Here is a 12,856-nt window from a genome sequence, read left to right on the forward strand (position 1 = left end):
CTAGATGAATGAACTGAAAATACCGAAACGGATGACAACCGCACTCGTAAACTCGCTCACGGCGGGTGTAGTGCCGCGAATCGGACTGGAACATATTGCTGTCGGCCGGCGTCCCGAGGTGGAAGCCATCCTCAGGGATATGGACAATATTGCTGAAGGCGGAGCGGCTTTCAAGCTGATTACCGGTAAATTCGGCAGCGGCAAAAGCTTTCTGCTGCAAATTATCCGCAACTACGCCATGGACCGGGACTTTGTGGTCGCGGATGCCGATCTTTCGCCGGAACGGCGGCTGGTAGGAACGAAGGGGCAAGGCCTCGCAACCTACCGGGAGCTGATGAGCCACCTGTCGACCCGGACCCGTCCAGACGGTGGAGCACTCGAAATCATGCTGCAGAAGTGGATTATGACGCTTCAGCAGGCGGTGATGCAGGAGAAGGGGTATGGACCTGACTCTCTGCAGCTTGGCGAAGAGGTGGAGCAGCGAATTTATACAGTAGCCTCTGAGATGCGCGGTCTTGTGCATGGCTTTGACTTTGCCAAGGTGCTGGCGGCTTACTGGAACGGTCATAAGCTTGCCGATGATGAGCTGAAGCAGGATGCGCTGCGCTGGCTCCGCGGTGAATTCGCCACCCGCACCGAGGCGCGCAAGGCACTTGGCGTAGGCGTCATCATTGATGATGACAATTGGTACGATTATATGAAGCTATGGGCCGAATTTACAGGTGCCATCGGCTATAAAGGTCTGCTGCTCTTTATAGATGAGGGTGTTAACCTCTACAAGATTACCAACAGTATCTCCCGCCAGAGCAACTACGAAAAGCTGCTGACAATGTTCAATGATACGATGCAGGGCAAAGCGGAACGGCTGGGCATCTTTATTGGAGGTACCCCGCAGTTCGTTGAAGACGGGCGGCGCGGATTGTTCAGCTACGAGGCTTTGCGTTCACGGCTGGTGGCGGGCCGTTACGGCTCAGCCGAGCTGAATAATTTCACCGGACCGATTATTGCGCTGGACATGCTGTCCCATGAGGAAATTCTGGTGCTGCTTCAGAAGCTGCGGGATATCCACGCACTGCATTACGGCTATGAAGCGAGACTTGCCCAAGAGCAGCTGGTGCATTTCATGGAAGAAGCCGTGGGCAGACTGGGCGCTGACGAACTGCTGACCCCGCGCGAGGTCGTGCGTGATTTCATGGATCTGCTACACACCCTTCACCAGCATCCGGAGATTTCGTTCGAGAAGCTGGTGGGCGAGCGCACCGCAAACCCGGCGGAGACTGAGCAAAACGAACTGGACGGATTTCTTGCGGAGTTTGACCTATGAGCGACAATCCGTTCTACAGGCTGGCTCCTTTCATCAAGGAGTTTATTTATAAGAACCGGTGGGAGACGCTTCGCGAGGCTCAGGTAGATGCTTGCCGCGTGTTGTTTGATACCCCGCACCACCTGCTGATTGCCTCCGGTACGGCCTCAGGCAAGACGGAGGCGGCATTCTTCCCCGCATTAACTGAGCTCTATGAGCGCCCGTCCGATTCGGTGGGGATTCTCTATATTGCGCCGCTCAAAGCGCTGATCAATGATCAATTCACACGGTTAAATGATTTGCTGCGGGAAGGCAATATCCCGGTTTGGCATTGGCATGGCGATGTACCGCAAGCGGATAAAACGAAGCTGATGCAGAATCCTTCCGGGGTGCTGCAGATTACCCCTGAATCGCTGGAGGGGCTGCTCATGAACCGCCCGAATGCGATCCCCGCCTTGTTCCATGATCTGCGCTTCATTATTGTTGATGAAGTGCATGCCTTTATGGGGGCGGACCGCGGCATCCAGGTGCTCAGCCAATTGGCCCGGATCTCGCGGATGGCCGGCTGCCATCCCCGGCGGATCGGCCTTTCGGCCACACTGAGCGATTATGCTTCCGTGACCGAGTGGCTGGCCGCCGGAACGCGGGAGAGCGTGGAGGTATCCGCACCGCAAGGGGGGCGCAAGCTCCGGCTGAGTGTGGAGCATTTCTCCTTCCCTGATGCGCGGGATGAGGTGCAGGCTGAACACCTGGAGCGGGCCCGCCAGGCCTATTACGGGTTCATTTACGATCATACGCATCTGAAGAAGGCGTTGATCTTCACCAACAGCCGCACGGACGCCGAGGAGGCGATTCTGGAGATGCGGCGCATGGCAGCCAAACGCGGCGAGCGGGATGTGTTCCATGTGCATCATGGAAGCATCTCCGCGATGCTGCGCGAAGAGACGGAAGCCGCGCTCCGGCAAGGTCCCGGCCCGGCGGTAGCCGCAGCTACGCTTACCCTGGAGCTGGGCATAGATCTTGGCGAGCTGGAGCGGGTGCTGCAGCTCGGGGCACCTTACAGCTGCGCCAGCTTCGTCCAGCGGCTGGGACGCTCCGGCAGACGCGGTGACTCTGCTTCGGAGATGATCTTCGTCACCCCGGAGGAGGATGATGAGGAGGCGCAGCTGCCCGCGCGGATGCCCTGGACGCTGCTGCGGGCGATTGCGGTCATTGAGCTGTATGTGCGGGAGAAGTGGGTAGAGCCGCTGAATGTGCGCCAGCTGCCGGTTGGGCTCCTGTACCATCAGACGATGAGCATTCTTAAGAGCATGGGGGAAGCCGAACCGGAGGATTTGAAAGCAGCTGTTCTGAGCCTGCCGTCCTTCCGGGGAATTGACCCGGCGGATTACGATACCTTCATGGAGTACATGGTGGGCATGGGCCATATTGAGACACTGGAGGAAGGCGGACTGCTGATCGGGCTGGCCGGTGAGAAGATCGTCAACAATTTCCGTTTTCTTGCTGTATTCAAAGACGATGAGGAGCATGTCGTCTATAATGGCACCGAGGAAATCGGCTCCATTACCACCGTACCCCCACCGGGCTACTGTTTCACGCTGGCGGGCAAGCTGTGGAAGGTGGAGGAGGTAGACAACCGACATAAGGCCGTCTATGTCAAAGGCTCGCGCGGCAAGGTTGATACCCTCTGGCTTGGTGCTGGCGGTGATGTGCATACCCGGATCATGGCCAAAATCCGTGAGGTATTGGGAGCGACGGCGCTGTATCCGTATCTGGCGCCAAGCGCAGCGGCCCGGTTGGAACGGGCCCGCCGCCTGGCCAAGGAGAGCGGTCTGCTCACGCGATCCGTCCTGCCGGCAGGCGGCGATTCCATGTTCATCCTGCCGTGGGCGGGAAGCCGGCAGTTCCGGACTTTGGAACGGCTGCTGAAGAATAACCTGAAAGGCCGGCTGGGGCTTCGTTCCATCACATCGATGGAGCCTTATTATATGGTAGTCGCCGGCAGTGTAGATGCGGATACGCTGGAGGAAGAGATCATGGCTGAAACAACCGCTGCGACGGACCCGCTTTCCTTGCTGAGCAAGGATGAAGCGCCATATCTCGGCAAATATGATGAATTCATCCCCCATGAGCTGCTGCGCAAAGCCTTTTCACTGGATGGGCTGGATGTGCCAGGGCTTCTGAATGTGATTAAGCAGTGGCGGGTGGAGAACTAGAGCGTTTACTACAATCTGTATTGCGGAAGCACTATGAAATCTAAACTTCATAGCATTAATGATGCGGCAGCAGCCACGGATGATCCATCCCGGGCTGCTGCTATTTTTCTGCAAAGGCATGCCAATATAGGGAAGAGAAATCCCAATATGCATGCTTTTGTCCGAAGAAATAAAGTGTCAGACTGAAACATAAAGTATTAGACTGGTGAGCACTTCATTAAGCCAACCGAAATATAAAGGTCAAATAGCCGGGTTCATTGAAAGGCAGCGGTACTCCCACTCAAACGAGTAAGGGTGTACTACTGCCGTTTCTTTTTCAGATTCGTTTTTAGATTCCTGGGATTATAGTTGCAAACTTATATAATCAATCTAAGTGAAGCACGGCTTTGCCCGAGAATTTCCGTTCCATAAGATTACGGGCAACCGTGTCAATTTCGGTCCAGGGCGCCTCCACTTGGATTCGTGGGATTAACCGCTCATCTGTGACCAGCCGGGCCAGCAAACTCAGATCGTCCGCGGCTGATTGACGAGTGAGTTCCTCACCTAAAAAGAAGCTGTACAAGGTTCTTCCTCCGCTGGTCACCATATTCTTCATATCGATCATTGCGGTATTTGAGGAAGAAAATCCTACTGCAACGCAAATCCCTTGGGGCGCTAGCTGCGGCAGCAACGCCGCCAGTGTATTGCCGCCTACTGAATCGATGATCAGATCGTACGGCCCAAATTTGCTGGCTGATGAAATTGCGGAATATCCAATGATCACTTCGTCGGATCCAACCTCCCGAACAAGCTCAGCCTTCTCTTCCGTGCTTGCCGTACCTACAACGTATGCGCCGGATTGGACTGCAAGCTGATGGGCGAATAGCCCAACTCCGCCGCTAGAGCCTGTAATGAAAATTCGTTTGCCAAGCAGCATGCCGCCTTTTCGAAGTGCATAAAGAGCCGTGAGCCCTGCTACGGGGAGGGTAGCCGCCATAGTGAAAGTGAGTTTGTCTGGGATTTCGGTCAACAACGATACGGGAGCAGCCACTTGCTCGCTCCAGGCTCCCATCGGGAGCAAACCAACAACCCTGGCCCCTTTTTGCGGTCCTGCGCCGTTCTCTGCCGGCTTGATGACAATCCCGGCGAGATCCCAGCCAGGACGGCTAGATATTTCCTGATTTTTAGCGTCACTCACTTCACCGCGGTTGAGTGAGACGGCCTTCACTTGCACAAGCGCTTCCCATGGCTTAGGCTGCGGGGCGTCAACTTCCTTGAAGGCCAAATGAGACGGGGCACGCGGATCAACAACAATAGTACGAATCATATCGGTTTTCCTCCATGTTGGTTATGGTCATTAGATGACCTTCATTTCAATGAGGAGTATACTTTAAATGAAGGCTCGGCCCAAGTGCAGAACTACACTTCATAAGAGAAAGGAAGAGAAGATGGATACGGAGAATTCCAGACATAGAATCGTAATGGGAGAAATTGAAGCCCTGCGGATAAAACGCCAGCAAAAGCTTGTCGATCGACCTCAACCGTCCTTGAAACGATTTACTCAACAAGAGCTGAACGACGAGGCTTTTCCTTCGTATAAAAATCTGCTGGTTGGACGTACCCGCCGCATACCGACCCGCCAGACGATAATAAATATTGCAGAATATCTTGAGTGTACATCCGACGAGCGTAACGATTTGCTTATGGCAGCCGGTTTTCTTCCAATTCAGACCGAATTGTATGGACGGTCGTTGGAGCGTGCATTAGAGTGGGCTCAGCAAACGATGAGGAGTATTCCTTTTCCAGCCATGGTCGTAACACATACTCAGGACATCAAGGGATTAAACGAGCCTTTTCATCAATTGTTCGAAATCCCTCTCGACCGTTCATATGACGGTTTAATGAATAGGGTCGATTTACATTTTAATACTGGTTTTCCTATCCGGTCCCGCTCCACGTTTGACAAGGCGTCGTTTAAGCAGTGGGAGGAGCACATTATAAACGGAATACAAGCCTTTAAGAGCGAGCACATACTCTCGCGTTATGATGCGTGGTATCAAAAAATGCTGGATAGAGTTCAGAAATATAACGCGTGCGAATATCTGAGTGTGCCGGATGTAGGGGGAAATGTTGATCAAATACAAACAATTCTAGCCAGAATGGAAAGCTCCGGAGACCTTATTCCCGTACGCTACAGACAGATTTCGATTTCTGCAGGCGGCCGCTTATATCCGCAAATTGAGGTTTTCCTGCCGGTAGATTCTGCCGCGCGCACAGTTTTCGAGAACCTGGGATGTCCAGCTGATTGTGCATTTGTCTAATCCGACACTTACAAGAGGATGGAATCGAAAAAGTTATTGATAGCTGATAATTGAATAGGTGGTTTATTAAACTAATGGGGAACGATAGTTTAATGACAACAGCGGCAGTCTAAGGCTTTATTTATCAAGTCTTGGTCTGCCGCTGCTTTATATTAATTGTTCAGTCTAAATCAACAACTCTAGTCTAATACTTTATTTTCACTGAACAGCTTTATTTTATATATAGAAAAAACAAACCTTTATTCTGCAGTTCCCACCTTGTTGGAAGCGCTTAATCGAAAGATAATGAACATATCACGAAGACAGGGGGCAACAAACAAATGGTCAACAGAAAAATGCAAAAGACATTCTCCATCGGTTTAACTGCTGCTATGGCATTAACCTTGGCGGCATGCGGCAACTCCAACAACAACAATGACAAAGGGGGTAACAACGCAGCTCCGGAAAGCACCAAAAGCGCTGCGGAAGCTACCAAAGACAGCGGCAAAAAAGTAACGATTACCTTCCAGAACATCTATCCTGACCCTGCAACACCTGCCTACAAAATGATCCGCGAATTGGTGGCCGAATATGAAAAAGAAAAACCGAACGTTCATATTGAACTGGATACATTGAACACAGACCAGCAAAAAGTAAAGCTTAAAACACAAGCGGCCTCCAAAGAAGTGCCAGACATCACCATTGTTAACCCTGCTGCACAAATGAAGCCGTTTGTAGATGCCGGATTGTTCGCACCACTGAACGATATGCTGGAGCAGAACGGACTGAAGGATACGTATCAAACTGGATTGCTCGATTACTACAGCTTCAATAATAATGTGTACGCACTGCCTGACGGCAACAATATCGAGGTGGTGTATTACAACAAGGAGCTGTTTGAGCAAGCCGGAATTGCAAACCCGCCAACCACATTCGAAGAAATGCTTAAGGATGTAAAGATTCTCAAAGAGAAAGGAATCACACCCCTAGCGATCGGTGAAAAGGACTCCTGGACAGGCTCATTCCTGTTCATGAACATTCTGCTCCGTACCAACGGCGGCCCGGGTTTCCTGCAAGAGGTGCTTGACGGCAAGAAAACGTTCGAAGATCCAGCATTCGTAGAAGCAGTAGACGCCTTCCAGCAGTTGGTCCAAGCCGGCGCATTCCCTGATGGTGCAACATCCATTGATGCCAATGCAGGCGGCAATATCTTCAAAACAGGTAAAGCGGCAATGTGGTCTATCGGTTCATGGGAAACCGGAGCCATTGATGCTTCATCTGTAGCCGGCAAAGTAGGGGCCTTCCAATTCCCTACAGTTAACGGTAAAGGCGACCCTAATGAATTTATGCTTGCACCAGGCAGCGCATTTGCCATTTCCGCAAACAGCGAGCATTTGCAGGAAACCAAGGATTTCCTCAACTTCTTCGCATCCAACTATCCTAAGAAGCAATTTGAACTGAAAAATGCCGTAGGTCTGGGCCAAAAAGTAGATGGCGATTTGAAAGCTGCCGGTTACTCCGATCTTGCGATTAACATTGCAGGCCTGTTCAATGAAGTCAAAGGCGGTGACCTGGCGTTTGACAATACGATGAATCCGGCAACGGCGCAAGTTCACTTGAGCAGCATTCAGAACCTGTTTGTGCAAAAAGTGGATTCCGCCGCAGTGGGCAAGGAACATCAAACCGCATTCGAAGCTAATAAATAAGAAGCAATAGAAACATTCCCATGATCTATCGATGCGAAGCGAGCTGACCAGAGCTTCTTCGCATCGATCTATGATGGACATAGAAAAAGAAATCTGCTTGTTTAGGAGGCGGGAAAGATGAAAGTACTAAAGGTGCCAGGACGAACAATAGCCGTCTTCGTATTGCCAGGTCTGCTCTTATATGTATGCCTTGTGTTTGTTCCCATACTGGTTTCATTGTATACAGGCTTATTGAAGTGGGACGGTCTCACTTCTGCAGAGTTTATCGGTTTCGGCAATTTTAAAGATATGTTTTTTAATGATCCTGTCTTTTGGCCATCAGTAAGAAGAACACTGCTGTATGCGGTGGCTTCCATGCTGGAAATTCCACTGTGCCTGTTTATGGCTATTTTACTTAACCGTTATTTGAAAAGAGCAAATACTCTGGTTTCGATCTATTTCACACCGGTTATTCTTTCCGTCGTCATTATCGGCCAATTGTGGAAAACGGTCTACAATCCGGCTTCCGCAGGAGGTATGCTGAACGGGGTTCTGATCTCCCTGGGACTGGACAGCTGGACACATAACTGGCTCACTGAACCCAAGATTGCCATGTTCGCACTCTATTTCGTATCGCTTTGGCAGTTCTTCGGCTACCATCTGCTGATTCAGTATACCGGGGTGTCCAATATTCCAGATGAGCTTTATGAAGCGGCTAAAATTGACGGAGCAGATGGATTTAAGGCGGACCGTTACATCACCCTGCCGCTGATCGTTCCGATCTTTAAAATATCAATTGTACTGGCGTTTATCGGTTCACTGCAGGCCTTCGATCTGGTCATGGTCATGACAGCGGGGGGCCCGGCACATGCTACCGATGTAATCTCTACCCATATGTATAACAGTTCCTTTATGTCCTTCAAGTATGGATACGGCAGTGCGATTGCCACCTTCCTGGTTGTGGTCTGCCTGGTCTTTACCGGATTCATCAATACCGTATTCAATAAAATCGAGCGGAAATTCAATTAGAAAAGGAGTGCGCGATCATGCGAAAATTCAAAAAAGGAATCGTGTATCTTCTTTTCGCCATTCCTGTAGTGACCCAGCTGTATCCCTTGTTATGGCTGTTGCTGTATTCCCTGAAGACCAACGAAGAAATTATGGATGGCAGCTTCTTTTCCTTTCCAAAATCGTTTCAATGGCATAACTACAGCGAAGCTTATACTTCGGGGAGTTATCTGAAATACTTGTCCAACAGTGTGTTTGTTACGGCGGTTACGATGATTTTCGTCATTGTGCTGGCCTCCATGGTTGCCTATGCGATTTCACGGTTCCGCTGGAAATATGGAAACATTGTAATGATGGTCTTTCTGATGGGTATGATGATCCCTATGCAGGCGACTCTGCTGCCGCTGATGATCATTTTCAAAAATATGCATATCCTGAACACACATTTATCACTGATTCTGCCTTATATTGCATTCTCCACGCCAATTGCCGTGTTCATCCTATCCGGGTTCATGAGAGACATTCCGCATGAAATTGAGGAATCTGCATTTATCGATGGAGCCAGTGTATACCGCATCTTCCGCAGCATTATTCTTCCGGTTTCAATCCCGCCGGTGATGACGGTGTGCATCCTGACCTTCATCAACATCTGGAACGAATATATTCTGGCGGCAACCTTCATTTCTTCCGAGAAACTGAAGACCTTGCCATTCGGGGTCTACACTTTTGTCAGCCAGTATTCAGTCAACTATGGAAATATCGGCGCATTCCTCGTCATGGGCGCGCTGCCGGTCATCCTGATCTACTTCTTCCTGTCCAACCGGATTACAAAAGGGATGGTGGCAGGAGCTGTTAAGGGTTAATGGGCGTTGCAATTAAATTTGTATTGGATTTATAATAGGGAACGGCAGACACAAGATGTTGAAAGGAGGAGAGTCCTATGCAAAATGGCTTTCATTCCATCCACCATCGGTTGTTTCTGCTGTTTCTTTTTTGCATGTCCAGTATTCTGCTGATTGTCAGCCTGCTGTACTATAACCGGACTACTGTTCAGCTGCATGAAAAGATCAGTGATCTGTCGCAGAAGAACGTCGCTCAAACGGCCGGGCTGTTTACCCTGCTCTACAAGGGGTATGATTCCCTGTCCAAATCACTCAGCAATAACTTTGAGATGGTTCGCCTGCTTAATGAAACAACTGATGAACCGGCAGTGGCTTTTATCAATGAACAGACTATCACAAATATCATTGGCTCGATTTTTTATTCGCGGGACGATCTGGTAGGCATCCATGTCATCATGGACAAAGGCAAAATTTATAATTACGGCAACTACATGAACGTGGTTGACCCGGAGTACCACACCGAGGACTGGTACCATGAGCTTAAGGCTTCTACGGGGAAAATGGTCTGGCTCGGCGTGTACGAGCATTCGCTCATTGATGAGGTCGAGGACAGTCCTGTATTCGCTTTCGGGCGGCAAATTTATGATCTCAATGAACACAAGCCGATAGGCATCGTTCTGTACGAAACGAACCCGCAGCCTGTTCTTGATGCGCTGGATAATCTGAAGCTGGGAGCGCACAGCCAGGTTTATCTGATGTCTCAGGATGGGCGTTTTGTATCCTCGGCTACGGACCCGTCACCAGTCGTGGAGAATTTGCCGTCCCTGCAGGGGGATAAGGATGTCATTGTGCAGCAGGAAAGAGACCGCTTAATTGTAGCCTCCAAGCTGTCTTTCTCCGGGTGGTGGGTAATGAGCATCACTCCGGACAAAGATCTCAATGTGGAATTGATCGAGATGAAGCGATATCTGCTGATTGTTATTTCCATTCTGATTATCGTATCCACCCTGATTGCTTCGATTGTGTCGCAGACCATATCCTCACCGCTCAAGAAAGTGATCCGGGAGATGAAACAGGTGGAAATCGGAAACTTCCGGGGCGTGGTTAATGTGTCTTCCTATCAGGAAATCAATATTCTCGTCGCTTCTTTCAACCGGATGGTCCGGCGGATTGAGGAATTGATCGAACGGGTCAAGCTCTCTTCCGTCAGTGAGAAGAACGCCGAGCTACATGCGCTGCAGTCCCAGGTGAACCCGCATTTTCTCTACAACACACTGGATATGATTTACTGGATGCTTGATGAGGAGGGGAATGAGCAACTGGGAGAGCTTGTACTCTCATTGTCCTCCATGTTCCGTTACAGCAGCCAGTGGGAAGACGGCGCGGAAGTTACCCTTGAGGAAGAGATGGAGCAGATCGGCCATTATCTAAAGATCATTTCCATCCGTCTTGAAGGCAGGCTGCAGATTGTCGCCGAAGTCGATGAGCGCTGGCTGAATATCCGCGTTCCGAAGATGACGGTACAGCCGGTGATCGAGAATGCTGTCAAGCATGGATTGGAATCGCTTAACCGTCAGGGTATCCTGAAGGTGTACACCCGTGAGGAAGGGAATGTTCTGAAGTTATTCGTTGAAGATAACGGCAATGGCATGAATGCGGAACAGCTGGAGCGGCTGCAGGATTCGCTAAACGGAGACAGTCCGAAAGAAGGCGGCAAAGGCGGCATCGGCTTGCAGAATCTCCACCGCAGGCTGCAGTATATGTTAGGGGATAGTTACGGTCTGCAGATTCAAAGTTTACCCGGAGAAGGGACACAGGTTGCCATCATGCTTCCGATTAGAGTGGAGGGAGACACATACAAGTGAACATTCTCATAGCCGATGATGAACGGGTTATCCGCGAAGGCATCAAACGCACGATTAAGCATCTGTATCCGGAGTATCAGGTTTTTGTGGCTGAAAGGGCCGAAGAAGCCGTCAAGGTGCTGGAAGAACAGCGTATCCACATCGTGTTGACTGACATCCTAATGCCGGGTATGAATGGCCTTGAGTTTATGAAAATTTCCAGACGCAGATATCCCTATGTGAAATGGATCGTGATCTCCGCTCATAGTGAGTTCTCCTACGCACAGGAGGCGATCCGTCTTGGAGCGAGGGATTATCTGCTCAAGCCGATCGGCAAAAACAAGCTGGAGGAGATTATCAATAATCTGACGCTGGAGATCCAGAAGGACAACGACATTTCACGGCAGGGGGAAAGGCTGAAGGCTAGCCTCAAATTTCTGCGGGAAGGTGTATTCCAGCGGCTGGCCTCTGGCCTTGATATCGGCAATTTGGATATTGGTCCGTTCATCGAAGATTATCACAACTTTTACTTGGTGATGGTACAGCTGGACCCGGGGGAAAAAAGCGCGCGCCTGGAGCATTTTATCGTGGAGAATGTACTTTCCGAGCTGATCGAGCTGCATGGGAACGGTTTTGTCGTCAATTTCGACCGGCAGAGTTTACTCGGCCTGGTTACCTTGAGGGAGAACGAGCGGACTGAACCGTTTCGGGAGGAGCTTCGTGCCCATCTCAACCATTATCTGAAGATGCCTTTTCAAATCCTGCATTCCGGCTTGAGTTATGATTTCAATACCGTGCCGCAGGTCGTGAAACGGATGAGGGAAGCATCCGCTTCACAAGCTTTTGAGGCGGAACCGCTAAAGGGAAGCGGAGAGAAGGCCATTGACGTTGCACTGCATTTTATCAGGGAGCATTACAACGAGGATCTATCGCTGGAGAAGATGGCCTCTGTCGTGTTCCTGAACCCGGCGTACTTCAGCCAGTTGTTCAAGCAAAAGACAGGGCAGGGGTACAAAGAATACGTCACCTCACTGCGGCTGGAACAAGCAAAGCTGCTGCTGCTGAACCCCAAGCTGAAGCTGGCTGAAATCGCAGAACGTGTGGGGTATCAGGACATGCGCCATTTCACTCAGATGTTCCGTAAAAGGTTCCAACTGACTCCGACTGAATACCGCCAGCAGCAAAATATCAATATTCATCTGACCAAAGGCTGCCCGCCGCAATAAAAAAGGAAGCTGACACCGAATATCGAAACCGGTTCAGCTTCCTTTTTAGTCCATTTACTCGAAAATCCTGCATTTCTTACAGCCTATCAGATGTTGTTGGTGCTGAAGTGGAATATGCTACCAGAATCTATTTCATTCAAAGCAAAAAGGGCGAATAAAAACAGTAAAATAAGTAAGGTGTAAATAATCGTCCCGACAATCCCGCAGACGAGGCCGGCGATGGCTAGACCTCTTCCCTCTTCATAACGGGTACGAATCTCTTTCAGGGAAATCGCAGAAAGTATAATCGCAATAATCCCAAATAGAATCCCGATATATGGTGACACAATGGACAGAATCCCAAGCACCAATGAGGCAATGGATTTACCATTTGTCTGTGCCGGCGGCGGTGGCGGCGTGTAATAGTCCTGATGTCCAAACGGTTGATAGCTCATGAACAAACTCCTTCATAAG

At 50.2% G+C, this 12,856-nt stretch carries 10 protein-coding genes; 8 read left to right on the plus strand and 2 right to left on the minus strand.

The genetic code is table 11. The features are described 5' to 3' along the window. Positions 1–4: 4 nt before the first annotated feature. Both AC3WT9_RS03205 and AC3WT9_RS03210 read left to right on the plus strand, forming a co-directional pair. Positions 5–1,324 carry an ATP-binding protein gene (locus AC3WT9_RS03205; RefSeq protein WP_341093571.1) on the plus strand — a complete coding sequence of 440 codons (1,320 nt, stop codon included), beginning with the start codon at positions 5–7 and terminating at the stop codon, positions 1,322–1,324. Then, positions 1,321–3,519 (plus strand): DEAD/DEAH box helicase, encoded by a 2,199-nt coding sequence (locus AC3WT9_RS03210; protein ID WP_492407267.1) that lies wholly within the window; start codon positions 1,321–1,323, stop codon positions 3,517–3,519. The genes AC3WT9_RS03205 and AC3WT9_RS03210 overlap by 4 nt, the downstream gene beginning before the upstream one ends. A 364-nt stretch (positions 3,520–3,883) precedes the next feature. Here the strand turns inward: AC3WT9_RS03210 and AC3WT9_RS03215 are convergent, their stop codons facing one another. Next, positions 3,884–4,825, minus strand: a complete 942-nt coding sequence (locus tag AC3WT9_RS03215; protein ID WP_341093568.1) for a zinc-binding dehydrogenase — start codon at positions 4,823–4,825, stop codon at positions 3,884–3,886. A gap of 121 nt (positions 4,826–4,946) precedes the next feature. Between AC3WT9_RS03215 and AC3WT9_RS03220 the strand changes: the two genes are divergently transcribed. The 6 genes from AC3WT9_RS03220 (at position 4,947) to AC3WT9_RS03245 (ending at position 12,403) form a co-directional block, all read left to right on the plus strand. Continuing rightward, positions 4,947–5,819, plus strand: a complete 873-nt coding sequence (locus tag AC3WT9_RS03220; protein WP_341378796.1) for a hypothetical protein — start codon at positions 4,947–4,949, stop codon at positions 5,817–5,819. Between the two features lie 320 nt (positions 5,820–6,139). Then, complete coding sequence (locus tag AC3WT9_RS03225; RefSeq protein ID WP_341093566.1) at positions 6,140–7,504, plus strand: extracellular solute-binding protein; 1,365 nt, start codon at positions 6,140–6,142, stop codon at positions 7,502–7,504. Positions 7,505–7,621: 117 nt separating this feature from the next. Next, positions 7,622–8,512: a carbohydrate ABC transporter permease gene (locus tag AC3WT9_RS03230; RefSeq protein ID WP_038592609.1), complete on the plus strand. Its 891-nt coding sequence runs from the start codon at positions 7,622–7,624 to the stop codon at positions 8,510–8,512. 17 nt (positions 8,513–8,529) lie between these two features. Next, the gene (locus tag AC3WT9_RS03235) at positions 8,530–9,354 is read left to right on the plus strand and encodes a carbohydrate ABC transporter permease (RefSeq protein ID WP_340898057.1); all 825 of its coding nucleotides are present in this window, start codon (positions 8,530–8,532) and stop codon (positions 9,352–9,354) included. A gap of 77 nt (positions 9,355–9,431) precedes the next feature. Then, on the plus strand, positions 9,432–11,198 hold the full coding sequence (locus tag AC3WT9_RS03240) for a cache domain-containing sensor histidine kinase (RefSeq protein ID WP_492407268.1): 1,767 nt from the start codon (positions 9,432–9,434) through the stop codon (positions 11,196–11,198). Then, positions 11,195–12,403, plus strand: a complete 1,209-nt coding sequence (locus tag AC3WT9_RS03245; protein WP_341093563.1) for a response regulator — start codon at positions 11,195–11,197, stop codon at positions 12,401–12,403. The genes AC3WT9_RS03240 and AC3WT9_RS03245 overlap by 4 nt, the downstream gene beginning before the upstream one ends. 86 nt (positions 12,404–12,489) lie before the next feature. Here the strand turns inward: AC3WT9_RS03245 and AC3WT9_RS03250 are convergent, their stop codons facing one another. Continuing rightward, a complete protein-coding gene (locus tag AC3WT9_RS03250) occupies positions 12,490–12,837 on the minus strand; it encodes a DUF4190 domain-containing protein (protein ID WP_341378794.1) in 348 nt (115 codons plus the stop codon). Positions 12,838–12,856 lie beyond the last annotated feature (19 nt).

It is taken from the genome of Paenibacillus sp. EB106-06-01-XG199 (assembly GCF_058791575.1).

Bases quoted from the DNA above. Each gene is read 5' to 3' on its own strand.
- AC3WT9_RS03205 (WP_341093571.1), top strand. From the start codon at position 5: ATGAATGAACTGAAAATACCGAAACGGATGACAACCGCACTCGTAAAC.
- AC3WT9_RS03210 (WP_492407267.1), top strand. From the start codon at position 1,321: ATGAGCGACAATCCGTTCTACAGGCTGGCTCCTTTCATCAAGGAGTTT.
- AC3WT9_RS03215 (WP_341093568.1), bottom strand. From the start codon at position 4,825: ATGATTCGTACTATTGTTGTTGATCCGCGTGCCCCGTCTCATTTGGCC.
- AC3WT9_RS03220 (WP_341378796.1), top strand. From the start codon at position 4,947: ATGGATACGGAGAATTCCAGACATAGAATCGTAATGGGAGAAATTGAA.
- AC3WT9_RS03225 (WP_341093566.1), top strand. From the start codon at position 6,140: ATGGTCAACAGAAAAATGCAAAAGACATTCTCCATCGGTTTAACTGCT.
- AC3WT9_RS03230 (WP_038592609.1), top strand. From the start codon at position 7,622: ATGAAAGTACTAAAGGTGCCAGGACGAACAATAGCCGTCTTCGTATTG.
- AC3WT9_RS03235 (WP_340898057.1), top strand. From the start codon at position 8,530: ATGCGAAAATTCAAAAAAGGAATCGTGTATCTTCTTTTCGCCATTCCT.
- AC3WT9_RS03240 (WP_492407268.1), top strand. From the start codon at position 9,432: ATGCAAAATGGCTTTCATTCCATCCACCATCGGTTGTTTCTGCTGTTT.
- AC3WT9_RS03250 (WP_341378794.1), bottom strand. From the start codon at position 12,837: ATGAGCTATCAACCGTTTGGACATCAGGACTATTACACGCCGCCACCG.